Below are 26,127 nucleotides of genomic sequence, written 5' to 3' on the forward strand. Positions count from 1 at the left end.
CTTCACGGACAGCCAGCCGTAACCGGGATCAGCGCTCACGAGGCGGCCAGCAGTTCCGCCGCCGATTTGGCCACCGCGTCGCGCAGCGACCCGAGGTCCGCCACCGCGTCCGCGTTCGCCTGCAGTCCAATGTGGACATTGTCGAGATAGGGTGCCACCGCGATGCCCACCGCCTGGTGCGGGGCCAGCGGCACGAACGGGTACACCTGGGTCAGCGGCGCGCCGGCGAGTGCGTGCTGGACGGGCGGCACCGGCACGCTCGTCACCACCAGATCGAACAGCAGCGGCGCGGCCAGTCCGGCGGTCCGCGTGCCCAGCCAGTGCAGCGCCGCGGGCATCCGGTCGGCCAGCAGCGGAAAAGCCCCGGCGCCCCGGGAAGGTCCGGCGGCTTTGTTGCGCGTCATCGCGGCGCGCACGTGCGCCAATCGCCGCACCGGATCGTCCATTCCGATCGGCAGATCGCACAAATAGCCGGAAAGCTTGTTCCCGCCCCATTGCTCGGCCGATCTCGCGCGCACGTTCACGGGAATCAGCGCGCGCACGGAAAGCCCGGCGGCGCGAATGCCGCGATTGATGAGCCATTCGCGCAACGCGCCGGACAACACCGCGAGCACGACATCATTCGTGGTCCCGCCGTGGGTTCGGCGGATCTGGCGAAGATCAGCCGAGGCCAGCCGGGCGAAACCGAGGCGCCGTTCGGCGGTCGCGGGTGCGGCCAGCGGCAGGCACGGCGGCCGGGCCGCCCGGACCACCGACGACGCGATTCCCGCTGTCTCCAACGTATCCCTCATCGCGTCCAGCGGCGTGCGCGGCTGGGGAATCGCCGGCGCGGGCTCCGGGAGCGGCGATCCGTCGAGCAGTCCGACCGTGACGGCGTACGCGCCCGCGCCGTCGGTGAGCGCGTGGTGCAGTTTTAGCAAGATCGCGAAGGTGCCGTCCGGAAAACCTGTCACCACAGTGAGTTCCCACAACGGACGGTGCGGGTCGAGCGGTTCGGCGATCCACCTCGCCGCGAACTCCGGGAGCGGGTCCGGGTCGTACAGCGTGGTCAGCCGGTGGTGGTGAATGTGTTTCACTGCCCGGAAATCCGGGTCGTCCACCCAGGCCGCGGAGCCGGGCGGGAACAGCCCGGCGCGGATTTTCCGGCGCAGCGGCGGAATATTCGCCGCCCGCCGCGCGAGCAGGGCGGTCAGCCGGTCCGGATCGACCGGCTCCCCCGGCGCGAAAACGAGAGCCACGCCCATTTGCATCGGCGCGGTTTCCCGGGAGAGGCAAAGAAAAGCGACATCGAGCGAGCTGAGCGGGGCAGGTGCCATGCGGCCCACCTTCCAACGTCCGGCGTCGAGGGCGAATGTCGAGGGCGAATGTCACGACACTACTCGGGTATGACCGGCGGACGGCCGTTATGTTTCAGGGACGCTAATTTCCCGGAATTTCACTCGCCCGGGGCACGGCGCGGCTGCCGCCGCGGCAGTCCGGGCCCGGCGGAATCGTTGACCTCGGCGGCGATCTGGCGCATCGCGACGCCGTTGCCCGGCCGCTTCGGCAGCCCTGGCCACAGTTCGCCGGCCTCGTGCGCCGCCGCGCGCAGCCGTCCGCCGTCGAGTTTGGTGTGCGTTTCCGGGATCTCGCGGTCGAGCCACTGCACGATCAGCTTCACCGGGCCGGCGCTGGGCAGCGGCCACACGAAGACCGGGTGCTCGTAGCGGAACTCCGACCCGCTGCCGTCCTCGACGCGCAGCACCGGCTCGTGCGGTTCGCCCGCGCTCGGCACCGAAACGGTTTCGGAGCTGGCCCGGCCGCCGTCCGGGAACAGCACGCCGACCAGCAGCGAGTTGTAGTCCGGGACGCGCCGGTGGCCGATCAGCGGCGCGCCGTCCATGCGGTCGCGCGAATACACCGCGATCCGCAGCGTCATCGCCTCCGGCCACACCTCGACCGCGCGCAGCGCCACGATGGTGCGCTCGGACCGGCCCAGCGGCGTCGCCCACGGCACCAGCGCGGGCACGATGTGGTCGGCGGGCGGGCCGGTCCACGGACGGCCCTCGTAGCCGAACAGTTCCTGTTCCCGGACCGGGAACAGGGGCCGCTCGCGAGGACCGTCCGTGAAGAAGCTCATCAGTCCTCGCGAGGGGCGAGGCTGCCGTCGGAATCGGGCTTCTTGGCACCCATGGCGTCCATCAGCTGGCGGGCGAGGCCGAGGCCCGTGCCGCCGAGGGAGAGCGCCTTGGTGAACATGTCCGACATCCCGTCCGCGCCGTTCAGGACCACCATGTGGTCGACATTGCTGAAGGCCTGCGCGCCCGCTTCGACGATCTCCGGCCAGCGCTCGGCCAGCTGTTGTGCTACCACAGCCTCCTGGTTCTCCGCCAGTGCGGCCGCGCGCGCCTTGATCGACTCGGCCTCGGCGAGCCCCTTCGCCTTCGCAGCTTCGGCTTCGGCCAGACCCTTGGCTTTCGCCGCTTCGGCGTCCGCGAGGCCCTTCGCCTTGGCCGCGGCCGCTTCGGCCTCACCAGTAGCCTTCGTCGCGCTCGCACTCGCTTCTGCACGGGCCTTCGTGGCTTGCGCTTCGGCGTCCGCCGCGGTCTTGACCCGGGTCGCGTCCGCGCCCGCCCGCAGTTCGGTTTCCTTCGCCTGTGCCTGCGCGCGAGCGATTTGCGCGTCGCGTTCCGCGTCGGCTGTGGTGCGCGTTTCGTACGCCTTGGCATCGGCCGGTTTGCGGACCTGCGACTGCAGCCGCTGCTCGGACAGCGCCGCCTCGAGTTCCGCCGCCCTGGTCTCCTGGACCACGACCTCCTGGCGCGCGGTCGCCTCGGCCAGCGGACCGGACTGGCTCGCCTTCGCCTTGGCCTGGTCCACCTCGGCCTGGTACCCGGCCTGCTGGATCTGGCTTTCCCGGATCGCGCCCGCCTTGCGCGCGGCGGAGACCTGCTCGGCCTCGGTGGCCTCCTGGTCGCGCTGCGCCTCGGCGATCCGCGCGGCGGCGGCGATCGCGGCCGCGTGCGGTTTGCCGAGGTTGACGATGTAGCCGGACTCGTCGTCGATCTCCTGGATCTGCAGCGAGTCCACGATCAGCCCGAGCTTGATCATCTCGGTCGCCGACGACTGGCGGACCTCGCCGGTCAGCGCGTCGCGGTTGTGGATCATCTCCTCGATGGTCAGCCCGCCCACGATCGAGCGCAGATGCCCGGAGAACAGCTCGTGGATGGTGTCGTTCATGCCCTTCTGCTGGTCGAGGAACCGGCGGGCGGCGTTCGCGATCGAGGCGAAATCGTCGCCGACCTTGTAGATCACGACCGCGCGCACGGTGACCGGAAGGCCCTGCTTCGTCACGCACGAGACCTGCAGGTTCACCCCTCGGGTGTCCAGCGAAAGCCTGCGCGCGGTCTGGAAGCCCGGCAGCACGTTCACGCCGCGGCCGGTGATGATCTTGAACCCGAGGCTGTCGGCGGTTTCGGTGCGCTCGACACGGACGCCCCAGCCGGAGATGATGAGCGCCTCGTTCGGCTCCGCCACCTTGTAGAGGATCCGCAGGAGCCCGAACAGCAGGATCACGGCCACGACCGCGATCACCACGATGACCCAGATTTCCATAGCCCTCGCCGCACTTTCCGTATTCAGCTGGCACGGCGCTCAGGCGCCGTCAGCACTGCGACGCGGTCAAGCGCGCAACGGTTGCCACCTTTCCACGTAGACCGTGCGCGGAGGCTCGAAATCGACCACCAGAACGGGCGTTCCGACGGCGAACGTGGTGTCCGGCTCGGCCGGATAGGCGTAAAAGGCCTCGGTGCCGCCGCGGACGCTGAGCAGCACCTCGCCGATCAGCCCCGGCCCGACGGTGCCGGTCACCCGGCCGCGGCTGCCGATCATCCGCCGAACCCCCGGATCTTGACCTTGGTGCCCTTGGGCACGAACGAGCCGGGGGCCGGGTCCTGCTGCAGGACGAAGTCGAAGCCGCCGCCGTGCCCGTGGCCGTCGCCGCCCTTGCGGTCGACCTCGAGCCCGGCCTGCTTGAGGATGTCCGCGGCCTGGTCGAACGGGCGGTACCGCACGTCCGGGACCTGCACCGCGTTGGAGACATAGACCTTGACCTTCTTGGTCCCCGGCGTGCCCGCGCCCGGGTCGGTGCGGGTGACCGCGCCCGCGGGCACGCTCTGCGAGAACTCGTCGCCGCCGTCCTGCGGCTGGAACCCGGCCCGCTTGAGGATCTGGAACGCCTCGTCCTTGGGCCGCCCGGTGACGTCGGGGACCGGCGGAAGCGGCTCCGGGCCCTTGGACAGCACCAGCGTCACCTGCCCGCCGATGTCCACCGGGGTGCCCGCCGCCGGGCTCACGCTCACGACTGTGCCCTGCGGCGCGGTGTCGCTGTACTCCGGCGTGCCCTGGACCACGGTGAGCTTCTGGGCCTGGATCGCCTTCGTCGCGGTGTCGAGCGCGGTGCCGACCTGGATGTCGGGCACCTTCGGCTTGCCCTTCGAGACGACCACGGACACCGCGGCGTCCTGGTCGAGCGTGGTGCCTGGGGCCGGGTCGACCTTGATCACCCGGTTGGCGTCGACGGTGTTGTCGAACTCCTGGCTGTAGCGCGGGTTCAGCTTCGCCGCGCGCAGTTGGTCGCCCGCCTCGGCCTGGGTCAGCCCGGCGAGCTTCGGCACGGTCGTGGTCGTGACCTTGGAATCGCTCAGGATGAACGCGAACGCGCCGATCAGCCCCCCGAGCACCAGCACCCCGGCGATCGCCAGCGCGATCAGCTTGCGCTTGTCGCGCGGTTTCCGCGGTTCGTCCGGCGGGGGAGGCACAGTCGCGGCGGGCGGCCCGGCGTGCGGCGGTCCGGACGGGGGAGGCGCGGCGGGCACGGCCCGGGTCATGGCGCGCGTGCCGCGAGGCCCGGAGACCGGCATGGTCTGCTGGGTCTGCTGGGTCTGCTGAATGGCCGGGATGTTCGGGAGTGTGCGTTCGACGTCCGACACCCGGTCGCCGTCCGGCGGCGGGGGCACCGGCACCGCGACCGGCTGCAGGCCCAGCTCGGCGCGCGCGGCCTGCAGCTGCGCCAGGAACTCGCCGGCGTCGGCCGGGCGCTGCTCCGGGTCGCGGCGGGTGGCGCGCAGGATCAGGTCGTCGAGCACCGGCGGCAGGTCCGGGCGCAGTTCGCTCGGGCGGGGCACGTCGTCGTTCACGTGCCGGTAGGCGACCGAGATCGCGGTGTCGCCGGTGTAGGGCAGGCGGCCGGTCAGCATCTCGTAGAGCAGGATGCCCGCCGAGTAGACGTCGCTGCGGGCCGTGGTGTCGCCGGTGGCGACCTGTTCGGGGGCCAGGTAGCCGACGGTGCCGAGGATGACGCTCGAGCTCGTGGTGCCCGCGCTGGCCACCGCGCGGACCAGTCCGAAGTCGCCGACCTTCACCACGCCGCCCGCCAGTTGCCCGCTGCGGCCGATGAGCACGTTCTCGGGCTTGACGTCGCGGTGCACCAGCCCGGCGGCGTGCGCGGCGGTCAGCGCGGCCAGCACCGGCTCCGCGACGCTCAGCGCGAGCGAGACGTCCAGCTGCCCCTGCTCGTCCAGCAGGTCGCGCAGGGTGCCGCCGTCGACCAGCTCCATCACCAGGAAGGCGAGGCCGGTGTCCTGGCCCGCCGGGGTGTCGAAGCCCTGGTCGTGCACTGCGACCACGTTCGGGTGGTGCAGCTGGGCGGCCGACCGCGCTTCGCGCACGAACCGGTCGACGAACGACCGGTCGTCGGCGAAGCGCGGATCCATGATCTTGATCGCCACCGCCCGGTCGAGGCGGGTGTCGAGGCCCCGGTAGACGGCCGACATCCCGCCCCTGGCCAGCAGCTGGTCAACGCGGTACCGGCGTTCGAGCAGGGTGCCGACGAGGCTGGGCTGGGTGCGCGTCACGGTGGGCAATCGTACGGAAGGGCGCGTGTGCCGGGGCGGGTCACCCGTGCGTAGCAGTGGGCCGGACGGGGGAATGTGGCACAGTGTCACGTGTGAGTGGGATTCCTGTTGCCGACGACATCCTCGACACCGCGGTCGCGGTCAAGCCATTGCCGGAGGTGGCGGCCGCATTGGGGGTGTCGGCCAACAAGGTGCGCCAGATGCTGCGGGACGGCGAGCTGATCGCTGTCCGGCGCAAGGGCGAACTCTGCGTGCCCGGCGCCTTCTTCGTGAAAGACGGCATCGTCAAGGGGCTGAGCGGCACCATCACCGTGCTCGGCGACTCCGGGTTCAGCCGCACGGAGATGCTCCGCTGGCTCTTCACCCCCGACGACACGCTCCCCGGCGGCACGCCGATCAACGCGCTGCGCACCAGCCACGGGACCGAGGTCAAACGGCGCGCGCAGGCGATGGCGTTCTGAGCCTTCCGGCATTGCTCCGGACGGTCTGACAACAATTGGCCTTCCGGACAGAAACCGCGTTTTTCGTTGACGCGGTCAATTGGTCCAGTCCATCCTCGGAAACCGTCCTGAAAATCCTGCTCGGCCGCATGCTGGAGAGGAGCATCGGGCATGGGAGGACGGGTTTCCGGAAGACGCCGCGCGGTCGCGTCGATCGTGCTGGTGCTGGGCGGTTCCGCTTCGCTGGCAACGCCCGCGGTCGCCGCGGCCGCGCCCTTCGCGGCGGAACCGAGAGCGCGGGAAGCGACCCTGCCGACGGGGGACCGGCTGACGGTTTTCCCGGGGCCGAACGGCGGTACGAATTACGCCCTTTCGTCGCCGCCGCGCACCGCTTTTCAGTCGTATCAAGCCGACGGCGGCGACCGTTATGTCATTCCGAGCGACGCCGTTCCGTTTCTCGGACGGCTGGACAAATCGTTGTTCGACGTCACCGCGCTCGCCCGGACGCAGTCCGGGAAGCCGCCCCTTGAGCTGACGTTCCCCGCTGGAGCGGCCCCGACGGCGCTGCCCGGCATCACGATCGTCTCGTCCGCCGGGAACACCGCGACCGGCTACCTCGCTTCCCCCGCCGAATTCACCGCTGACCTGCACCGACGTCTCGCCCAGGACGCGGCCGCCGGACGTCCGGCAGGCAGCAGCGCGCTGCCCGCGACGATCCGGCTGGCCGGCGCGCCCCGCGAACAGCAGCCGCGTTATCCGATGAAAATCCTCGAACTCCGCCTCGCCGACCTGCAGGGTCGCTCGGTCAACGGCATCGTCTCGCTGATCAACACCGATTCCGCGGCCAAGCTGCTGCGGCACGTCGACGTCGACGGCGTCACCCGGATCGCGGTTCCCGAGGGGAACTACGCCGCGTCCGCGACCTTCTCCGACTTCGACAGCGCCGGGCACGTGATCGCCACGCGGACCTCGTGGGTCGAGGGGTTCGCCGTCGGCGATTCGCCGGACACGCAGACCCTGACCGTGGAAGAGAAGTACGCGACCGCCGAGGTCAAGGTGGCCCCGTCGAAGTCGACCACGCAGGATTCGCTCACCACCAACTTCTTCCGCGAGGACCCGACCGGCCGCGGGTTCGCGATCGGCATCTCCGGCAGCACGACCAAGCAGTACGTGCGGCCGGTGCCGAAGCCGGCTCAAGGCGTGCTGCACTACGTCGTGCAGTGGGGCGGCAAAGCGCCCAAGCCCGAGGACCGCTACCGCGCCGATCTTTCGTTCGCCAGCGAGGGCATCGCCGAGAACCAGTCGTTTTCCACTAAGGACAGTGAACTCGCGACGGTCCGGGACCGGATGTACGCCGATCCCGCCGACACTCTGCCGGTCGCGATCGACAACGGTCCGGTCGACCCGGTGATCCAGCGGCATGGCCTCGGCGCGATCGGCTTCTTCATCCCGGCTCCTGGAGTTTTGACTGACTACCTCGGCACCACGCACACGAAGGAATGGGTGCAGTACGAGCAAAAAGGCTCGTCGTACACGCTCATGACCGCCGATCCGCGGACCTACCGGCCGGGCAGCACCACGACCGTCGACTGGTCGCGCGGCCCGTTGAGCGCCGGTCTCGGGCAGTGGAAGCGGGATCGGTTGTGCGAGACCTGTTATTCCGGCGGCACGGTTTCGGTCGCCATCCCGGAACTGCGCGACAGCGAGCCGGACCACACCGCGATCCCGTTGTTCTACGCGCCGCGGATACATTTCTCCTTGTATCGCGACGATCAGCAAGTGTTCGATCAGGACGGTGCCTACGGCGCGGCGGTTGACGTGCCGAAGACGCCGGCGACTTTCCGAGGCGTGCTGGACGTCGACCGGACCGCGATGCCCGGCGTCGGCCAAGCCGGAAAACTGCGCACTGAATTGACGCTGCAATACGACCCGGCCGCGGGTGGTGCCACGCTGCCGTCCCCGCATCGCTGCCAGGCAAGCGATCCGACGCAGCCGTGCCGGATCCTCGGCGCGCTGACGGTGGACTATCGGCTGGATTCCGATCTCTCCACGACGTCCTCCTCGCCGTTGCAGGTTCTTGAGCTGCACATCGGCCACGCCGCTTACAGCGGTGCCGGTTCGCATTCGCCGATCGCCGCGGCGACGGTTTCGGTGTCCGTCGACAACGGAGCCACTTGGCAGCCCGCACAGGTCTTCGGACTGTTCGGCGAATACGTCGCGCTGTGGCGGAATCCTCCGGCCGGGACGTCGCCGTCGCTGAAGGTGACCGCACGGGATCTGGCGGGCAACGCGATCACGCAGACGATCAGCAACGCCTACACTGTCGGGAAGGCCGAGCGATGAGCCGCATCAGTTTCCTGGCCGTACTGATTGTCCTTGCCGCCCTCGTCCCGTCCGTGGCCTCCGCCTCTCCGAGAGACATCTGCGATCCCGCCGCACCCGGATTCGCCCGCTGCTACGCCAAAGTGGACAGTCGCGCTGCCTTGCGCGCCAACGGATACAGCCCGGCTGATCTGCGTTCCGCCTACCGCTTGCCCGACACCGGCGGTACGAGCGAAACGATCGCTATCGTCGACGCCGGCGACGCCCCGACCGCCGAAGCTGATCTGGCGGTATATCGACAAACCTACGGCCTTCCGCCCTGCACCACGGCGAACGGCTGCTTCCGCAAAGTCAACCAGCGCGGCGATCCGGCGCAGCTCCCGCCACGGCAGGGCGATTGGCCAGTAGAGATCGCGCTGGACCTGGACATGGCCTCCGCCGCCTGCTCCCAGTGCAAAATCCTGCTGGTGGAAGGCGACGACGCGTCCTTCGAAGCACTCGGCACGTCGGTGGACACGGCAGTGAAACTCGGCGCGACGATTGTGTCGAACAGCTATGGCGCGCCGGAAAGCCATTGGTCCGGCGATTTCGCCGCGCACTACCGGCATCCCGGCGTGGCAATCGTCGCGTCGAGCGGTGACGGCGGATTCGCGGTACCGAGCGCGCCCGCGGTGTACTCCAGCGTCGTCGCAGTCGGCGGCACCTCACTGTCCAAAGCGGACAACGCGCGTGGCTGGACCGAATCGGTGTGGAAGGGCGCGTCGAGCGGATGTTCGGCCTGGATCGCGAAACCGGGGTGGCAGAAGGACCCGAACTGCCCCGGCCGGACCGTCGCCGATGTGGCCGCGGTAGCCGATCCCGCCACCGGACCCGCCGTTTACGAGACAACAGTCCTCTCCGGCTGGACGGTAGTCGGCGGCACCAGCGCGGCCGCCCCGTTCATCGCCGGAGTCATCGCTTTGGCCGGACACCACGACCAGTATCCGGACGCTTCGCGACTGTACGCCGGGAAACTCAACGACGTCGTCGGCGGAGACAACGTCGTATTCGAGGAATGCGGGGACTACCTCTGCACGGGCGTCCCGGGATACGACGGTCCGACCGGGAACGGAACCCCTAACGGACTAGCTGCTTTCTGACCGTCCACAACGGATGCGCGACCGCCGCGATCACCTGCGTCCCCGCCGCCGCGGCCAATCCGACGGCGGGGGAGCAGGCGGCCAACGGCCCGGCGACCGCGTTGCCCAGCGCTATCCCGGCGATCTTGATGCTGGCCGCGGTGGTGAACACCTGCGCCCGCATTTCCGGCGGCGCTTCCCGATGCCGAACCGCGAACAACGACGCGAGCTGCGGTCCTTCGCCAATCCCGGTGAGTGCCACTGCAAGCACGAGAAGCACCGCATTCGGTGCCACTGCCGCCCCCGCGAGCCCAATCCCAATAGCGACAGTGCTCAACTGCACCGCGCGGTCCGGCGAGTACGACCGTCGCGAGAGAACCGAATTCGCCAGCAACGACGCGACCGACAAGCCGACGAGCAACAACGTCCCGTAGCCCGCACTGCCCAGCCGCTGCTCGCTGACCAGCGGATAGCAGACGAACGCCATCCCGATCCCGACGCACGACAACGTCGAGGTCGCGGTCGACTGTCGCAGCGCCGGATTTCGAACCAGAACCGTTGCCGCTTCAAAGAATCGAGGGCGCTGCTTTTCGGTGCTCCCAGGAAGCCGCCACGCGAACGGCACCGCGATCAACGCCAGCACCCCGGCCACAACCATCGCGACCGGAGCTCCCGCAGCCGTGGCGAGCACTCCCGCGAGCCCCGGCCCGATGAGCGCCGCCGCGGTGAACGTCATCGCGTCGAGCGTGCTCGCCCTGCCGAGCTTCGCCGCGGGTACCAACGCGGGCACCTGCGCCGTCCACCCGCCCCCGATCGCCGGTACCAGCAACCCAGTCAGCACGGCAATCCCTACTACCAGCGCAAACGGCACCGCTCCGAACAACGCGGTGATCGCAGCCAACCCCACCGCGTACCCGATCAGCCCCGCCGCGAGGATCCGGCCAGGCCTGCGCGACCGGTCCAGGACCGCGCCCAGCACCGGCCCGCCCACCGCCGCCGCGATGGTGAGACCGGCCAGCAGCGTCGACCCCGCGACCGCCCCCGAAGCGCCCACGCCGAGCAGCAGCACGGCCGGACTGGACAGCTCGTCGCCAGTGCGCGCAGCGGTCGCCCCGGTGAGATACGCCGCGAACCTGTAACGGCTTGTCATTGATGAGATGTTACAGTGGCTCATGCCTGGAACGCAGCCGGATTCCGCGGGCCGCTCCGCTCGGGACGCGGTCCGCCGTGCCGTAGCGCTGCTCGATGTGCTGCTGGCGGCTGAGCCATCGCCGGATTCGGTAGCCGCGGTGCTGGTTGAGCACGGCGAACCGCAGCCCCGGCTTTCTGTCCACGAAGTGGCCGAGCTGCGCGAAGCCGCGTTGGAACTGCGGGAGGTCTTCGCCGCACCGGACGCCGCCACGGCCGCCGAGGTGTTGAACGCACTGTTCGCCGCCTGCGCCGGACCCCCGCGCCTGACCGCGCACGACGACAACTTCGGCTGGCACCTGCACGTCGACTCGGCCGATGACGGCCCGTGGGGTGCCTGGTTGATCACGTCGTCGGCGCTGGCCTTGGCCACCCTGCTGGCCGACCGGCAGAGTGTCCCTGGCGGGCTGTGCGCGTCGCCGTCGTGCGGGAAACCCTTCGCGCACCTAGGCGGGGGAAGTCCGCGCCGTTACTGCTCTTCCCGTTGCGCCACAAGGGAACGCGTCGCTGCCCACCGTGCCCGGTTAACCTGACCGCCATGGAGACTCTTTCCTTGATGGCGTTCACCAGCATCGTCCGCGCCAACCCGCGCGCCGCTGCGGTCATCAGCCCGAGTCAGCGAAGGCGTCCCGGCCTGGAACTAAGCGCGCGCCGCACTAAGGCAGGCAACGCGACCGCGACCCGCCGCCCCTTACCGACGACTGCGCGCCGGTTCAACACGGCGTAGTCCATCGCCTCGATCTCATCGAGAATACCTTCGTACAATGTGATCGCCGTCCGCACGCAAGGCCGAGACTCCGGGCGCAGCAAGGGAATCCCCGCCTCGGCCCGCCGATACACCGCCCGCGTCCGCGAAACCGCCACCGCGAACGCCGCCCGCACCCGAGGATCCGGCCGGTTATTCCGCCGCGCGTCCAGCAACACGGTCCGGTCCACTCCGAACGCCGCCAATTCCTCCGTGGGCAGATACAACCGCCCGCGGTCGAGATCCTCGCCGACGTCGCGCAGGAAATTGGTCAGCTGAAACGCTTCCCCCAGCGCCGCCGCGCTCGGCGCAGCTTCCTCCACCGGCACGACAGTCCCGAACACCGGCAACATCTGCAGCCCGATCACGCACGCCGAACCGTAGATGTACTCACCGAGTTCGGCGTAAGTCGCGTACTCCGCAACCGTCAAATCCATCCGCATGGAATGCAGGAACGCATCCACAAGAGCGCGTCGGATGTCGTAGCGGCGCACCGTGTCCGCGAGCGCCGCCAGCACCGGATCGGCCGGGACGCTTCCGTCGTAGACCTCGTCGACGAGCCCGGCGACCTTGTCCAGCGCGACCGCCGGATCGGTGCCGGGCTCGGGGTTGTCGACCAGTTCGTCGGCCATCCGCGCGAAGCCGTACAGCGCGTGCGCGGCCGGTCTCGCTCGCGCCGGAAGCAGCCGCGTGGCAAGGAAAAACGTGCGGCCGTGATGGGCGTTGATGCGCCGGCACTCGGTGTAGGCGGCGCGCAGCGCGGGTTCGGCGATGCCGGCCGCGTCGAGTTCGCTCACCGGCCGGTGATCCTTTCCGCGGCGAGCCGTCCGGAGATCAGCACCGGCGGGATGCCGACGCCCGGCGTCGTCCCGCATCCGGCGAGCACCACGTTTTCCGCCGCCCGCACCAGGTTCGCCGGACGGAACGGGCCGGTCTGCGGAAAGGTGTGCGCGAGCGAGAACGGCGTGCCCGCGGCCAATCCGCGCGCCGCCCAATCAGCGGGAGTGAGCTGTTCGTCCACAATGTACTCTTCGCGGAACCCGGTGAGCCCGCGCGATTCCAGCGTACGCAACAGTTCTTCGCGATAAGCCGGACCGACGCGCGCCCAGTCGATCGGGCCGGTGTTCAGGTTCGGGGCCGGAGCGAGCACGGAGACGATCTCGCCGCCGTCGCCGGCGAGCGACGGCTCCGTCGCGGTCGGGCGCGTGACCAGCAGCGACGGATCGCTCATCAGCTTGCCCTCGCGGACAATCTCGGCGAAGGTCCGTTCCCACGCCTGGCCGAAGAAGATCGTGTGATGGTCCAGTTCCGGCCACGAACGGTCCGCGTGCCCGTGCAGCACGAACGCCGACGGCGAGTACTTCAACGGCAGCACACGCCGCGGACGCGCCCCGATCAGCCGGTACGCCGCCGAAAGCTCCGTCGCGAGCACCACGGCGTCACACTCAATACGCTCGCCCGAACGCGTGCGTACAGCACGTACGCGCGACGACACTCGCTCAAGCCATGCGGCTTCCGTACCGAATCGCAGTTCGGCTCCCGCACGCGTCGCAGCGTCGGACATCGCGCGCGCGATCGCGCCCATGCCGCCGCGCGGGTAGTACACGCCGCCGACAGTGTCCATGTACGCGATGACGCCGTACGCACCCAACGCACGCGCGGGGTCGAGACCCGCGTACAGCGCCTGAAACGAGAAGAGCCGCCGTACGCGCTCGTCGCGCAAGAAGCTGGAGACGCGCGGCCCTAACCGGCCGAAGCCGCCCAACGCGGCGAGTTTCACGAGTTCCGGCCGGACGAGATCCAGCGGCGAATTGAAGTTCGCGCCGATGAAGTGGTCCTTCTGCGCCGCGTACAGCTCGGTGAGCCACCGCCGCAGCCGCCGGTAGCCGTCCGCCTCGGCCGGACCGGCGAACGACCGGATCTCGGCTTCCATCGCGTCGCCGTCGGTGTGCAAGGCGAGCGTGCTGCCGTCTGCGAAGCGAGCCCGATACGCCGGGTCGAGCCTGGTCAGCGGCACAGTGTCGGCCAGCGATTCGCCGACCGCGTGCAGTGCTTCGTCCACCAGTTCCGGCATGGTCAGCACGCTGGCCCCGGTGTCGACGGCGTTCGCGCCGAAGTCCTGCTGCCCGGCCCGTCCGCCGGGCATCTTCTGCTGCTCCAGCAGCGTCACCCGCCGTCCCGCGCCGAGCAGGTGCAGCGTCGCCGACAGCCCGGCCAGCCCCGCGCCGACGACCACCACGTGGTCGGCGTGCCCGTTCACCGTCCGCATCAGAAGTTCCGCTGGGTCGCCAGCCGGATCAGCCCGGCGAGCGCCGACGGGGCGGGCTCGGCCAGGTGCGCGCGGTCCAGCGCGGCGTTCGCGGAGGCGGTCAGCTCGTCGATCTGGCGCTCCACGGCGGCGACCGCGCCGACCGAGGTCAGCGCCTCGCGCACCTGGTCCACGGTGCCGTTGGTCAGGTCGGCCGCCCCGATCGCGTCGCCGATCACCTTGGCCGCGGCGTGGTCGCCCTGCTCCGCGGCCAGCTGCAGGCCCAGCGCCACGAGCAGGGTCCGCTTGCCCTCGCGCAGGTCGTCGCCGGCGGGCTTGCCGGTCACCGACGGGTCGCCGAACACGCCGAGCAGGTCGTCGCGCAGCTGGAAGGCCACGCCGACGTCGCCGCCGAACTCCAGCAGCGTGGCGACCAGCCGGTCGTCCGCCCCGGCGAGCGAGGCGCCGAGGTGCAGCGGCCGCTGGACGGTGTACGCGGCGGTCTTGAGCCGGTCGATCCGCAGCGCGGCCTCGGGCGAAGCGTCGCCCACCGCCTGCGTGCGCACGTCGAGGTACTGCCCGGCGAGGACCTCGGTGCGCATCGCGCGCCAAGCCGGGCGAGCCGCCGCGATCGTGGCCGCGGGCAGCGGGGCCCCGGCGAACATGTCGTCGGCCCAGGCCAGCGCCAGGTCGCCCACCAGCACCGCGCTGGCCAGCCCGAACACCGACGGCGAACCGAGCCAGCCGCGGTCCGCGTGCAGTTTCTCGGCGGCCACGTGCACGGTCGGCCTGCCGCGGCGCGAGTCGGAGGAGTCGATGAGGTCGTCGTGGATCAGCGCGCACGCCTGGATCAGCTCCAGGCTCGCGACCGCCTGCAGCGCGCCCTCGGCGAGCGGACCGGAAGCCGCGCCGCCCGCGCCGCGCCAGCCCCACCAGGCGAACGTCGGGCGGATCCGCTTGCCGCCGCCCAGCACGAAACCGGACAGCGCTTCGATCCCGGCCGCGACGCTCGGCTCGGTGCGCAGGATCTCGGTCCCCGCCCGGCCGAGGAAATCGGCCAGCGCACGCTCCACGTGCACGGGGAGATCGGCGTCGAATCCGGGCGCGTCCATGCCTTCATCCTCCGGGACGAGGACGGCCGGGGTCACGCCGGGCGCCCCCGGATGTGGCGCACCAGACGCGCTCAGCCGCTCCGGAACGCGTCCGGACGCCCGCTCGCCGCGAAGTACTCCGCCGCCTCGACCGGTCCGCGCGGCCGGTAGCCGGGTTCCAGGCAGCCCGCGTACCAGTCCTTCGCGAGATGCCACAGCGCGTCGAGCCCGAGCACCTCGCCCGGACTGTCCACACAGGACTCGGCGCAGTACAACCGCTGCTTTCCGCGGTCGCCCGCGAGCTGGTCGGGCGAGGCCGGGAAGTACGCGACCTGCGCGCCCTCGGGCGGCCGGTCCCGCCGCACGACCAGCGCGGAGGGCTCACCGCAGCCCGGACAGCGCGTTGCCACCAGCACCTCGGGATCGCCGGAGACCAGGTGCGGGATCGCGAACGAATCCCAGGCGCAACCGCCCCACCACATGGTGTGCTCGCCCATCACCGCGAACCCGAGCGGGACCGCCGCGAACGGCGCGGCCAGCGCCACGTGCTCGCGCTCGTCCAGCCACAGCCATCTCGGGTCGGCCATCCGGTGCAGCGCCTGCTTGGCCACCGCGAGCGACCCGTGCGCGGCGTCCGCCAGTTCGGGCGCGGTGGGCGGGCGGCCGCGGGAGGCGAACGCGCGGTAAACGGCCACGCGCACGTCTTCGTCCCAGGCCAGATCGTCTTCACTGCTCATGGGCTCGCCTCCCCGGAGGGTTCGCCCTGACGGTACGCGCGTCCACGCCCGTATGGTTTGCGGTCCGTGAGGGGAACCCTGAAGGACTCAGAGTCCCTCAGGGTTCCCCTCACGGACGTCCCTGGCAGGGGCACGCGCGTGGCCAAGCCCACCCGGCAGCTCTGCCGCGCGTCGAGGCGAGCCACTAGAATTTCACCCCATGACGTCGGTGATCGAAAGGCTGCGGGGTGACGGGCCCGCGTTCTCCGTCGAGTTCTTCCCGCCCCGCGACGAGGCCGACGAGGCCGTCCTGTGGAAGGCCATCCGCGAGCTGGAACCGCTGGACCCGGCGTACATGTCGATCACCTACGGCGCGGGCGGTTCGAGCCGCGACGGCACCATCCGCAGCATCGCCCGCGTCGCCACCGAAACCACGCTCTGCCCGATGGCCCACCTGACGGCGGTCGACCATTCGGTGTCCGAGCTGCGGAACGTGATCGGCTGGTACGCCGCGGTCGGCGTGCGCAACATCCTCGCGCTGCGCGGCGACCCGCCGGGCGACGTCTACGGCGACTGGGTGCCGCACCCCGAGGGCCTCACCTACGCCGAGGAACTGGTCGAGCTGGTCCGCTCGCTCGGCGACTTCTGCGTCGGCGTCTCGGCGTTCCCGTACGGCCACCCGCGTTCGGCGGACCTGGAATCGGACACGAAGCACCTGGTCCGCAAGTTCCGCGCGGGAGCCGATTTCGCGATCGCGCAGCTGTTTTTCGAGGCGGAGGACTTCCTGCGGCTGCGCGACCGGGTCGCCGCCGCGGGCTGCGACGCGCTCGTGCTGCCCGGCATCATGCCGCTGACCACCCTGCGGACGCTGCACACCACGATCAAACTCTCCGGGGCCTCGGCGTCGCAGCGCCTGCTCGACCGGCTCGAACCGTTCTCCGACGACCCCAAGGCGTTCCGCGCGGCGGGCATCGACTGGGTCACCGAACTGTGCGAGAAACTGATCGCCGAAGGCGTGCCCGACCTGCACTTCTACACCTTCAACCGGTCCAAGGCGACGCGTGAGGTGGTCACCCGGCTCGGACTGGTGCCCGCCCGCGCGTAACTCCGTGGGCTCGGGGCGCCTCCGGCCGGTAGCGTGCCGGACATGGCTTCCACCGAACAGAGCGTTCCGGAGATCTGCGACCGGTACGTCGACGATTACGTGGCCGTGGACCCGGTCGCGGCCACCATGCTCGGCGTCGCGGGCTACGACGACCAGCTGACCGACTATTCGCCCGCCGGCCACGACGCCCGCGCGGAGCTGGCGCGGCGCGCGCTGGCCGCGGTGACCGCCGCGGAACCGGCGGATGCGGGGGAGCGGGTCGCGAAGGCCGTGTTCAGCGAGCGGATCGGCCTCGAGCTGGAGATCCACGACGCGGGTCTCGACGCCGCTTCGCTCAACGTGATCGAGAGCCCGGTGCAGAGCCTGCGCATGGTCTTCGACCTGATGCCGACCGACACCCCGGACGACTGGGCGAACGTCGCGGCCCGGCTGCCGAAGGTGCCCGAGGCACTGGCCGGACTCCGCGCGTCGCTGCTGGCCTCGGCAGGCAAGGGGCAGGTTTCGGCGCTGCGACAGGTCTCGAAGGTCGCTGACCAGTGCGATACGTGGGCCGGGCTCAAGGACGGTCCTGGTTTCTTCGCCAGCATGGTCGCCGACGCGGGCGTGGATTCGCTGAAGTCCGACCTGGCCGCGGGCGCGCGGGTCGCGGACGAGGCGTTCGCGGAGTTCGCCGGATTCCTGCGTGCCGAACTCGCCCCGAAGGCCCCGGTGAAGGACGCCGTCGGCGAGGACACCTACCGGCTGTGGTCGCGGTACTTCATCGGCGCGGAGCTGGACCTGCGCGAGGCCTACGAGTGGGGCTGGCACGAATTCTCGCGGCTGGAAACGGAAATGCGCGCGGTCGCGAACCGCATCAAGCCCGGCTCGACGCCCGCGGAGGCCGCCGCGGTGCTCGACGCCGACCCACGCTACCGCGTGCAGGGCCGCCCGCAGTTCGAGGCGTGGATGCAGCAGCTGTCCGACGACGCGCTGAAGTCGTTGCGCGGCAAGCACTTCGACATCCCGGACCGGCTGATGGCACTGGAGTGCAAGATCGCCCCGCCCGGCGGCGGCGTCGGCGCGTACTACACCGGACCGAGCGAGGACTTCAGCCGTCCCGGCCGGATGTGGTGGTCGCTTCCCGCGGACCGCAACGAGTTCACGACCTGGCGCGAGGTCTCGACGGTCTACCACGAGGGAGTTCCGGGCCACCACCTGCAGATCGCGACCGCGGTCAACCAGGCCGAGACGCTCACGAAGTACCAGCGGCTGATGACGTTCATCTCGGCGCACGGCGAAGGCTGGGCGCTGTACGCGGAACGCCTGATGGAGGAGCTGGGCTACCTCTCGGACGACGGCAACCTGCTCGGCATGCTGTCCGAGCAGATGTTCCGCGCCGCGCGCGTCGTGGTCGACCTCGGCATGCACCTGGAACTGGAGATCCCGGCGGGCACCGGATTCCACGAGGGTTCGCGCTGGACGCCCGAGCTGGGCCTGGAGTTCATGCTGACCCGCACGATCACCGACCACGCGCACGTCCACGACGAGATCGACCGCTACCTCGGGTGGCCGGGCCAGGCCCCTTCGTACAAGCTCGGCGAACGCCTGTGGCTCGCGGCCCGCGACGACGCCCGCGCGCGCCAGGGCTCGGCGTTCGATATCAAGCAGTTCCACACCAAGGCCCTGCGGATGGGCGGCATGGGACTGGACACGCTGCGCGAACAGCTGGCGCAGCTGGACTGAGACTGCGTTCCCGGGCCGGTGTTTCCCGCGCCGGCCCGGGTGTCTTATTCAGATGGTTACCGCACAGCTCATCGAAACCGCCCGGTTGGACCTGCTGCCGCTGTCTGTCTCGCATGCCGAGGAGATGGCGACGGTGCTGTCCGATCCGGCCTTGCACACCTACATCGGCGGCGCTCCGGACTCCTTGGAAGCTCTCCGCTCGCGTTACCGGCGGATGACCGCGGGCTCGCCCGATCCGGCGGTGTCCTGGCTGAACTGGGTGATCCAGCTGCGCGATTCCGGCCTGGCCGGCACTGTCCAGGCGACCGTCGATGGCTCTGTCGCCGAAATCGCCTGGGTGGTGGGGACTCCGTGGCAGGGCCGGGGCATCGCCACCGAAGCCGCGCGAGGACTCGTGGACTGGTTGCTCCGGCAGCCGGTGGACTCGATCATCGCCCACATCCACCCGGAAAACCGGGCGTCCGCCGCCGTCGCCGCCGCGGTCGGGCTCACCGCCACTGACGAGTGGCAGGACGGCGAAGTCCGCTGGTGCCGCACGCGACAAACCCGTTGATCGTCTCCTCGGCCTCTGGTTGACTCCCGGTCGTGCAGTGGCTTCTCGTCGTCATCCCACCACCAGCCTCCTGAGCGGGGCAGTTTTCGCCGCGTGCGCCCGAAACCGGGCCCGCGGCCACCGGATGACGTCCTGAACCGGTCCAAGCACGCTGCCCCGCGTCGTCGATCTCCGATTCCTTCGACGCAGGAGCTCACTCCCGAATGTCTGTTTCCGTACCTTCGCGCGCCCGCTCGTCGGCCGCGCTCGTCGTAGCCGGCGTGCTCTGGGGAACCGGCGGCCTGTCCGGCTCGCTTCTCGCCCAGCAAGCCGGCCTGCACCCCCTGGCCGTCGCCACTTATCGCCTGCTCATCGGCGGTGCCGCGAGCGCGGTCTTCGTCGGTCTCACCGGCGGACTTCGCCTCCCCGCCAAGCAAACCTGGCACCGTCTCGTCCTCATCGGCGCTCTCTTCGCCCTCTTCCAAGCCAGCTACTTCGCCGCCGTCGCATTCAGCTCGGTCCGCACGGCGACGATGACCACGATCGGTGCCGCACCCGTTGTGCTGACTGTGTTTTCCGCGGTGCGGCACCGTCGCGCACCCCGGTTGTGGACGCTGGTGTCCGTCGGTGGCGCCGTCGCGGGGCTGGTGCTGTTGCGCTGGTCGCCGGAAACCGCGACGTCACCCGCTCGCCTGGCTGGCGGCCTCGGCTTCGCGCTGCTCGCCGCGACCGGGTTCGCCGTGCTCACGCTTGTCACGGCGAAGCCCGTCAACGGCCTCGAACCGTTGGCTACCACGGCATTCGGCTGCCTGACCGGCGGTTTGCTGCTGACGCCCGCCGCGCTGTGGCTCGGCATGGACCTGCCCGCCCGCGCCGATGTGCTGTTGCTGGCGGTGTACTTCGGCGTTGTCCCGACAGCCGTCGCGTATGCCGCGTACTTCCGCGGCCTCGGCGGTGCCCACCCGGTGCTGGGCGCGCTGTCCGCGCTGCTGGAGCCGCTTACGGCGTCCGTGCTTTCGGTCGTTTTCCTGCACGAACGGCTGAGCGCGTTCGCCTGGAGCGGGGCGGTGCTGCTCGTCGCGGCGCTCGCGGTCGGCTACTGGCGGCCCGAGCCTCGGTAACGACGCCCGAGGCGCATCATTCACCGACTGTCCGCATTCTTGGAGATTTCGCCACGAACGGGTGACGGACTCGGCTACGGTGCCGCGCATGATCACCGAAAACCGAATACTCCGGGCATCGGCGCTGGCCGCCGGGGCGGCCTTGCTGACCGTCCTCGGCGGCTGCGGCGGCTCGACCGCGGGCACCGCCGCCGCGGGCTCTCCCACCTCCGAAGCGAAACCCCCGATCACCGATCCCGCGGTGCGGGCGGCGGCCCTGCGGACCGTGGATCCGTGCGCACTGCTGGACAGCAAGACCCTTGGCGGCCTCGGCGCCCCGGACCAGTCGAGCCTCTCCTCCTCCGAGTGGGGCGAGTGCAGCGTCGACGTCAAGGACACCGGCGGCAAGACCGTCGAATTGGTGCTGCGCGTCGGCGACCAGCTGATCCTGTCGAAGGACCCGGTCGAGAAGCTCGAAGGCCTCCCGCTGGTCGTCGACGGCGACAAGCCCGGGTCGTGCTGGGTCTCGGTCGTGACGTCGTTCGAACAGTCGCTGGGGATCACCTTCCAGACCAAGTCCCCGGGCGACGCCTGCGCGCCCGGCCGCGCGGCGCTGACCAAGGTTGTACAGGCCCTGCACGCCGCCCCGCCGCAGTACAAGCAGGTGCCCGGCTCCGTGCTGACGACCGATCCGTGCGCGGTGGCGGGCAAGCAGGCCGTGGAGGCCGCGCTGGGGCAGAAGTCCTTCGTGGAGCCCAAGAACCTGCACGAATGCGACTTCTGGTCCGGCGACGGCACCCACTATCCGCAGGTGTCGGTGCGCTTGTATCAAGGCCTGCCCGCCGAAGCCGGGGACGGCCAGCCCGCCGACCTCGGCGGTGGCGTCACGGCTGTGCAGAAAAAGGACGAGGACAGCAGCGTGATCAGCTGCGACGCGACGTGGCGCAAGGTCGAGACGCCGAAGGAGGACGAGGCTCACGGGTACGGCGAGATCGTCTCCGTGCAGTTCAGCGGCGAGCCCGCCAGCGGCCTCGACACGACCACGGCCTGCACGAAGGCGGTCGCCGTGGCCAAGACAGTGGCACCGTCACTCGGTCACGCTTGATAGCTCGCGGTGCGGCAGGTGAGCGCGCCGGCCCTACCGCGCTTCGAGCGGCAGCGACCGTCCCAGAATCGCGAACGGACGAGGGTCGCCGGTGAACTGGTAATCGCGCAGAACGTCGACGAACCCCATGCGCCGGTACAGCTTCCACGCGCGGCTCGTGCCCTCCGGCGTGGAGAGCAGGACGTTCGCGCTGGGGATGCCGTCGAGCAGCCGGCGCAGCAGGTCCTCGCCGATCTGCTTGCCCTGGTTCTCCGGGCGCACATGGATCTCGGTGAGCTCGAAGTAGTCCGTCAGCCAGCGCTCGGCTTCCTCCGTCCCGGCGCGGCGGGTGAGGCCGTGCCGGACCTGCTCGTGCCACCACTGCCCGGCGCGGCCCTTGTAGCCGTACGCGACTCCGAGCAGCGCGCCGTTGTCGTCGAGGGCGGCCATGCAGCGCCAGCCCTCGCGCAGCGCGTGGGTGAGCCACATCGGCGCGCGCTGCTCGGCCGTTCCCTCGGGGTAGCGCATCGCGTTCACGTAGATCGCCAGCGCCTCCGGCAGCCGGGACCGGAACTCGTCGGCGGAGAGCTGCACGTAGCGGGAGCATCCAGAGGAGGGCATGGCGGTCACAGTCGACCATCCTCCCCTTCGCCGGCCAGCTCGCCAGGGGTGCCCCCGGTGAGCGTGACGAGCGCGTCGAACGTGGTCGGGAAGATCGATTTCGGATGCCCCGCCGCGGCCCACACCTCGGGGTGCTCGCGCAACGCCGTGTCCACGAGCGTCGCGAGCCGCTCCGGATGCCCGACCGGAGCGACGCCCCCGATCGGCTGCCCGGTGTGCTCCCGGACGAACGCCGCGTCCGCCTTGCCGACGTCGGTGAACCCGGCGAGTTCGGCAAGCCGGGACTCCTTCGCCCGATGCGCGCCCGAGGTAAGGGCGAGCAGCGCGACCTCGGCCCCGTCTGCAGCGCGGGCCCGGAAAACCAGGCTGTTGGCGATAGCGCCGACCGGAACGCCGAGCGCCTCCGCGGCCTGCGCGGCAGTGCGCACCTCGGCGGGCAGCACCCGCACTCCGTCAGCGGCGGCGTGCTGCCCGGCCTCGCCCAGCGCGGCGGTGACCTTGGCGACAGCGGGATGGTCGTGGGTGCTCACCCGGTTATGAGACCACGTCAGTGCAGTCGTGTCCCGCACCACGTGCCCGGATTCCACCGGCGGGGTTGAGCGGATCCGCCGGCGCGGCTACTCTGGAAACAGATCGAACAGACGTTCGATACCCGGTGGGAGCGCACCGGCCGGTCCCGGGGTGGGGGAAGCACCTCGGGCCCCCGGCCGGGCCCACCCGAGCAGGAGGAGGGTCGCCATGTCCGTCTCGGTCGTGTCCCCCGCGGACCGTGCTCCCGAGGGACGCCCCGCCACAGACCGACCTGGCGCGGTTGGCGAACAGCTGACGTTCGGCGCGGCGGTGACGCAGCCAGGGAGTGCGGAGAACGGTTCTGCTGCGGCTGTGGTGGTTCCTGCGGGCGGTGCGGTTGAGACGTCGGCTTCTGGGGCTGCTTCGGTTCTGTCGTCCGGTCCTGTTCGAGGCGATGTCTCGGAGCCCGGCCTTGAGCTATGGCCTGCGACGGGGCGCAGCTCCACTGGGTTGTCTGCTTCTGCGGCCGGTCCCGTTTCCCAGCTTGAGTTCGCGTCGGAAGGTTCTTCGGTTTCCATTTCGGCAGAGAACCCCTCTATCGCGCCCTCTGTCCCGGAGGCCAGTCCCGCTCCTCAGCCTGAGCGCGCCTCCGCCGCAGGTTCCCCGACCTCCAGGTCGTTAGAGAACCGCGCTGTCGCCCCCTCTGCCACGGCGGCCAATGCCGCCCGCCAGCCCGAGCGCACCTCGGAAGGTTCTCCGGCTTCCGGTCTGTCGGTGAACCGCGCTGTCGTGCCCTCTGTTGCGGCGGCCAGTTCCGTTCCTCAGCCCGAGCTCGCGCCGGAAGGTTCTCTGACTTCCGGCCGTTCGGTGAACCGCACTGTCGCGCCCCCTGCTACGGCGGCCAGTCCCGTTCCTCAGCCCGGGCGCGCCTCGGAAGGTTCTCTGGCTTCCAGCCGTTCGGAGAACCGGTCTGTCGCGCCCTCTGTTGCGGCACCCAGTCCCGCTCCTCAGCCCGAGCTCGCGCCGGAAGCTTCTCCGACTTCCAGCCCGTCGGAAAACCGCTCTATCGCCCCCTCTGCCACGGCGGCCCACCCCGAGCGCACCCCCGCGGGTTCCCCCACCCCCAGGCCAACCGTCCACCACGTCCCCGAAACCACCCTGTCCAGCTCTCCACCCCCGAGGCAGGTCGTCCACCGCAGCCGAGCCGCGGTCCGGCCCTCCGCCGAACCGCCCGCCCGCCGCTCCGGCACCCCGGGACAGCCGCAACTCCCGCTGTCCCTGCGCCCGCCAGCCCCTCCCGAGGCGGTCACCCTCCTCGCCCAGGCCAATCGCGGACTCGACCACGCGGAAAACGAACGCGACCCAGCCGAACGCTTCATCGCCGCCTACCTCGCCGCCCTGCGCGGCGCAGGCGCGGTGCTCGCCGTCCGGGGCCGCCCGCGTCGAGGCCGGGGCCGCCCCGCCAGCGGCTGGGTGCTGCTCGACGCCGTCGCTCCCGAACTGCGCGAATGGTCGGCATTCTTCGCCGACCATTCCGAAACCCGGGCCGCCGCCGAAGCGGGCATCACCGGCCGCGTCACCGCCGAACTGGCTGAGGGCCTGCTGCAGGCGACCGCCCAGTTCCTCGAATTGGTCCGCCGGGTCGTGCACGGCCTGCCGATGTCCGGGGAAGCTCATGTCGCGTGAACTCGGCACGGTCGACCACGGCCGGTTGCTCGAGGCGTTCTCCGTCGAGGCGCAACTGCTGGGGGAGGTGGCGCACTCGGCGTCGCCCGATTCGCCGGTGCCCACCGCCCCGGGCTGGACGTTGAACGAGCTGCTCAAGCACGTCGGCGTCGTGTACTGGCAGGTGCTCGGCTGGATCCGCGAAGGTCGCCGTCCCGAATCGTGGCGCGAGCCGCTTCCCGGTCAGCCGGTGGTCGATTTCTACTCCGCCGCCCGCACCGAACTCGAGGTGGAACTGGCCAATCACGACCCGGTCTCCCGATCCGCCACCTGGTGGTCGGCCGACCCGACCCACGGTTTCTGGCGTCGCCGCATGCTCCACGAAACCCTCGTGCACCGGGTGGACGCGGAAAACGCGGCCGGAACCGACGACTCGACAGTCCCGGACGACCTGGCGGCCGACGGCGTCGACGAGGCCCTCACCCTCTACTTCGGACACAAGCTCACCACCATGGGCATCTCGGGAACCCGAAGCGGCACAGTGGGTTTCCACACCGGAGGCCATAGCTGGATCGCGAGAGCGGGCCCCGGCGAAACGGAAGCCTGGCGCTGCTCTGCCCGGGAAGCCGACGCCGCGGACGCGATAGTCACCGGCTCGCCCGAGAATGTGTACCTCTGGCTCTGGGGAAGAGTCCCGGTGACCATGGTCCACACCGACGGGGACCACGAGCTGTCCGCCCAAGCCTGGGCACTGCTGCGACTAGCCACCAGGTGACCGTCGAGAACCGAAAGTGGGGAAGCTTCTCGGTTTCTTACTGGCCACCTGGCGATCCGGCTGTGCCGGCAAGCGCGATACCCCCGCGCTTGCCGGCACAGTTCTTTCGCCGAGTCCTCGATCCGCCGTTTTTGTCGGCCCTCCCCGTTACCGTGGGGACATGGCAACACGTCTGGTCAACCTGGCCACCGCCGCCGAACAACCGGCACGCCTGGCCCGGTTCTGGTCCGACCTCCTGGGCTGGCAAACCACCGCGGAATCCCCGGACGAGGTCACCGTCCACGCTTCATCCGAGGACGGCTGCGATCTCAACCTGGTCTTCGCCCCGGCATCCCGCCCGAAGACCAACAAAAACCGTCTCCACCTAGACCTCTCCAGCACTTCCGCCGAGCACCAGCGCGAAACAGTCGCCCGCGCCGTTTCCCTGGGCGCGCGCCCGATCGACATCGGTCAGCACAACGTCCCGTGGATCGTCCTGGCAGACCCCGAGGACAACGAGTTCTGCGTACTAGAACCCCGCCAGGAATACACCAATTCCGGTGCCATAGCGGCGATCGTCCTCGACGCAGACGACCCCGCGCGCCTGGCCCGTTTCTGGTCCCCGCTCACAGCCTGGCCGATCACCGCCGACGAGCCCGCCATCACCACCCTGCGCAACCCCACCGGCCGCGGCCCCACGCTCGAATTCCTCCGCGCGAAAACCCCAAAACACGGCGAAAACCGCCTCCGCCTGGAGCTGGCCCCGACCCTCCACGACGACCACGCCACCGAAACCCGCCGCCTCCAAACCGTCGGCGCCCACCCGACCAATCCTGGCGACCCTCAGCTCGACTTCACCGACCCGGAAGACAACGAATTCCGCCTGCTCACCCCACACTGATCCACGCCACGTTTCGCGCAGATCACGCATTCCCGGGCACCCTCTGACACGCCCGAAACACCACAGGAAACCCCCGGTTACCCACGTCGGGGACGGTAAGTCCCATGGACATGCCCTCGACGCCCCGCAGCCTCCTCGCGAACGCCCTACCCGACGAGCCCGCACCCCTCTCTCGCTCTGGCTCCGAGGTAAACCCCAGCTACCCCAACGAAAACCTGTCACCAGCCCGAGCGTGGCGAGTGCGCGTACGCTCCGACGACCACCCCGGAACGCTGGCCCGCTTCGCAATCCGGCTAGCCGACCTCGAATGCCGCGTCGTCGGCCTCACCAGACACCCCGTACCCGGCGGAGTCCTGGACGAGTTCGTACTG

Annotated in this window: 24 protein-coding genes; 12 read left to right on the forward strand and 12 right to left on the reverse strand. The window is 70.2% G+C overall.

Features of this window, described 5'->3' with window-relative positions; translation table 11 throughout:
• Positions 1-35 precede the first annotated feature (35 nt).
• From ACZ7SW_RS32250 to pknB, 5 genes are all read right to left on the reverse strand, one after another.
• A complete protein-coding gene (locus ACZ7SW_RS32250) occupies positions 36-1,316 on the reverse strand; it encodes a wax ester/triacylglycerol synthase domain-containing protein (RefSeq protein WP_470234138.1) in 1,281 nt (426 codons plus the stop codon).
• A 119-nt stretch (positions 1,317-1,435) separates the two neighbouring features.
• On the reverse strand, positions 1,436-2,119 hold the full coding sequence (locus ACZ7SW_RS32255) for a hypothetical protein (RefSeq protein ID WP_470234139.1): 684 nt from the start codon (positions 2,117-2,119) through the stop codon (positions 1,436-1,438).
• Positions 2,119-3,594: an SPFH domain-containing protein gene (locus ACZ7SW_RS32260; protein ID WP_470234140.1), complete on the reverse strand. Its 1,476-nt coding sequence runs from the start codon at positions 3,592-3,594 to the stop codon at positions 2,119-2,121. The genes ACZ7SW_RS32255 and ACZ7SW_RS32260 overlap by 1 nt, the downstream gene beginning before the upstream one ends.
• Positions 3,595-3,660: 66 nt before the next feature.
• Complete coding sequence (locus ACZ7SW_RS32265) at positions 3,661-3,870, reverse strand: hypothetical protein (protein WP_037809693.1); 210 nt, start codon at positions 3,868-3,870, stop codon at positions 3,661-3,663.
• Positions 3,867-5,894 (reverse strand): Stk1 family PASTA domain-containing Ser/Thr kinase, encoded by a 2,028-nt coding sequence (gene pknB, locus ACZ7SW_RS32270; protein ID WP_470234141.1) that lies wholly within the window; start codon positions 5,892-5,894, stop codon positions 3,867-3,869. Before pknB ends, ACZ7SW_RS32265 begins: the two co-directional genes overlap by 4 nt.
• A 92-nt stretch (positions 5,895-5,986) precedes the next feature.
• On the opposite strand from pknB, the gene ACZ7SW_RS32275 reads away from it, so the two are divergent.
• The 3 genes from ACZ7SW_RS32275 (at position 5,987) to ACZ7SW_RS32285 (ending at position 9,795) form a co-directional block, all read left to right on the forward strand.
• Positions 5,987-6,355, forward strand: a complete 369-nt coding sequence (locus tag ACZ7SW_RS32275; protein ID WP_470234142.1) for an Rv2175c family DNA-binding protein — start codon at positions 5,987-5,989, stop codon at positions 6,353-6,355.
• Positions 6,356-6,505: 150 nt separating this feature from the next.
• Positions 6,506-8,677 (forward strand): hypothetical protein, encoded by a 2,172-nt coding sequence (locus ACZ7SW_RS32280; protein ID WP_470234143.1) that lies wholly within the window; start codon positions 6,506-6,508, stop codon positions 8,675-8,677.
• The gene (locus ACZ7SW_RS32285) at positions 8,674-9,795 is read left to right on the forward strand and encodes a S53 family peptidase (RefSeq protein ID WP_470234144.1); all 1,122 of its coding nucleotides are present in this window, start codon (positions 8,674-8,676) and stop codon (positions 9,793-9,795) included. Before ACZ7SW_RS32280 ends, ACZ7SW_RS32285 begins: the two co-directional genes overlap by 4 nt.
• On the opposite strand, the gene ACZ7SW_RS32290 is transcribed toward ACZ7SW_RS32285, so the two are convergent.
• Entirely contained in the window at positions 9,773-10,924 is a 1,152-nt protein-coding gene (locus ACZ7SW_RS32290; RefSeq protein ID WP_470234145.1) for an MFS transporter, read from the reverse strand. The two genes, ACZ7SW_RS32285 and ACZ7SW_RS32290, sit on opposite strands and share 23 nt — an antisense overlap.
• A gap of 22 nt (positions 10,925-10,946) precedes the next feature.
• Between ACZ7SW_RS32290 and ACZ7SW_RS32295 the strand changes: the two genes are divergently transcribed.
• The gene (locus tag ACZ7SW_RS32295; RefSeq protein WP_470234146.1) at positions 10,947-11,495 is read left to right on the forward strand and encodes a CGNR zinc finger domain-containing protein; all 549 of its coding nucleotides are present in this window, start codon (positions 10,947-10,949) and stop codon (positions 11,493-11,495) included.
• 82 nt (positions 11,496-11,577) lie between these two features.
• Here ACZ7SW_RS32295 and ACZ7SW_RS32300 read toward each other — a convergent pair whose 3' ends face one another.
• From ACZ7SW_RS32300 to merB, 4 genes are all read right to left on the reverse strand, one after another.
• Complete coding sequence (locus ACZ7SW_RS32300) at positions 11,578-12,504, reverse strand: phytoene/squalene synthase family protein (protein ID WP_470234147.1); 927 nt, start codon at positions 12,502-12,504, stop codon at positions 11,578-11,580.
• Positions 12,501-13,976: a phytoene desaturase family protein gene (crtI, locus tag ACZ7SW_RS32305; RefSeq protein ID WP_470234148.1), complete on the reverse strand. Its 1,476-nt coding sequence runs from the start codon at positions 13,974-13,976 to the stop codon at positions 12,501-12,503. The genes ACZ7SW_RS32300 and crtI overlap by 4 nt, the downstream gene beginning before the upstream one ends.
• Complete coding sequence (locus ACZ7SW_RS32310) at positions 13,976-15,067, reverse strand: polyprenyl synthetase family protein (protein ID WP_470234149.1); 1,092 nt, start codon at positions 15,065-15,067, stop codon at positions 13,976-13,978. The genes crtI and ACZ7SW_RS32310 overlap by 1 nt, the downstream gene beginning before the upstream one ends.
• A gap of 71 nt (positions 15,068-15,138) precedes the next feature.
• On the reverse strand, positions 15,139-15,783 hold the full coding sequence (merB, locus tag ACZ7SW_RS32315; RefSeq protein WP_470234150.1) for an organomercurial lyase: 645 nt from the start codon (positions 15,781-15,783) through the stop codon (positions 15,139-15,141).
• Between the two features lie 199 nt (positions 15,784-15,982).
• Between merB and metF the strand changes: the two genes are divergently transcribed.
• The 5 genes from metF (at position 15,983) to ACZ7SW_RS32340 (ending at position 21,326) form a co-directional block, all read left to right on the forward strand.
• A complete protein-coding gene (gene metF, locus ACZ7SW_RS32320; protein ID WP_470234151.1) occupies positions 15,983-16,867 on the forward strand; it encodes a methylenetetrahydrofolate reductase [NAD(P)H] in 885 nt (294 codons plus the stop codon).
• A gap of 42 nt (positions 16,868-16,909) precedes the next feature.
• Positions 16,910-18,589 carry a DUF885 domain-containing protein gene (locus ACZ7SW_RS32325; RefSeq protein WP_470234152.1) on the forward strand — a complete coding sequence of 560 codons (1,680 nt, stop codon included), beginning with the start codon at positions 16,910-16,912 and terminating at the stop codon, positions 18,587-18,589.
• A gap of 52 nt (positions 18,590-18,641) precedes the next feature.
• Positions 18,642-19,142, forward strand: a complete 501-nt coding sequence (locus ACZ7SW_RS32330; protein WP_470234153.1) for a GNAT family N-acetyltransferase — start codon at positions 18,642-18,644, stop codon at positions 19,140-19,142.
• 203 nt (positions 19,143-19,345) lie between these two features.
• A complete protein-coding gene (locus ACZ7SW_RS32335) occupies positions 19,346-20,242 on the forward strand; it encodes a DMT family transporter (RefSeq protein ID WP_470234154.1) in 897 nt (298 codons plus the stop codon).
• 88 nt (positions 20,243-20,330) lie between these two features.
• A complete protein-coding gene (locus ACZ7SW_RS32340) occupies positions 20,331-21,326 on the forward strand; it encodes a DUF3558 family protein (RefSeq protein ID WP_470234155.1) in 996 nt (331 codons plus the stop codon).
• A gap of 33 nt (positions 21,327-21,359) precedes the next feature.
• Here the strand turns inward: ACZ7SW_RS32340 and ACZ7SW_RS32345 are convergent, their stop codons facing one another.
• Together ACZ7SW_RS32345 and ACZ7SW_RS32350 are read right to left on the reverse strand one after the other, a co-directional pair.
• Positions 21,360-21,935: a GNAT family N-acetyltransferase gene (locus ACZ7SW_RS32345; RefSeq protein ID WP_470234156.1), complete on the reverse strand. Its 576-nt coding sequence runs from the start codon at positions 21,933-21,935 to the stop codon at positions 21,360-21,362.
• Positions 21,932-22,456 carry a YbaK/EbsC family protein gene (locus tag ACZ7SW_RS32350; protein WP_470234157.1) on the reverse strand — a complete coding sequence of 175 codons (525 nt, stop codon included), beginning with the start codon at positions 22,454-22,456 and terminating at the stop codon, positions 21,932-21,934. Before ACZ7SW_RS32350 ends, ACZ7SW_RS32345 begins: the two co-directional genes overlap by 4 nt.
• Positions 22,457-22,664: 208 nt before the next feature.
• On the opposite strand from ACZ7SW_RS32350, the gene ACZ7SW_RS32355 reads away from it, so the two are divergent.
• Genes ACZ7SW_RS32355 through ACZ7SW_RS32365 form a run of 3 tightly spaced genes read left to right on the forward strand, consistent with a single transcriptional unit; the run spans position 22,665 to position 25,756 of the window.
• Positions 22,665-24,122 carry an SAV_6107 family HEPN domain-containing protein gene (locus ACZ7SW_RS32355; protein WP_470234158.1) on the forward strand — a complete coding sequence of 486 codons (1,458 nt, stop codon included), beginning with the start codon at positions 22,665-22,667 and terminating at the stop codon, positions 24,120-24,122.
• Positions 24,112-24,876 (forward strand): maleylpyruvate isomerase N-terminal domain-containing protein, encoded by a 765-nt coding sequence (locus ACZ7SW_RS32360; RefSeq protein WP_470234159.1) that lies wholly within the window; start codon positions 24,112-24,114, stop codon positions 24,874-24,876. The genes ACZ7SW_RS32355 and ACZ7SW_RS32360 overlap by 11 nt, the downstream gene beginning before the upstream one ends.
• 16 nt (positions 24,877-24,892) lie before the next feature.
• Positions 24,893-25,756 (forward strand): VOC family protein, encoded by an 864-nt coding sequence (locus tag ACZ7SW_RS32365; RefSeq protein WP_470234160.1) that lies wholly within the window; start codon positions 24,893-24,895, stop codon positions 25,754-25,756.
• The last annotated feature ends 371 nt before the right edge of the window (positions 25,757-26,127 follow it).

This window comes from Amycolatopsis sp. NPDC114484 (assembly GCF_055633755.1).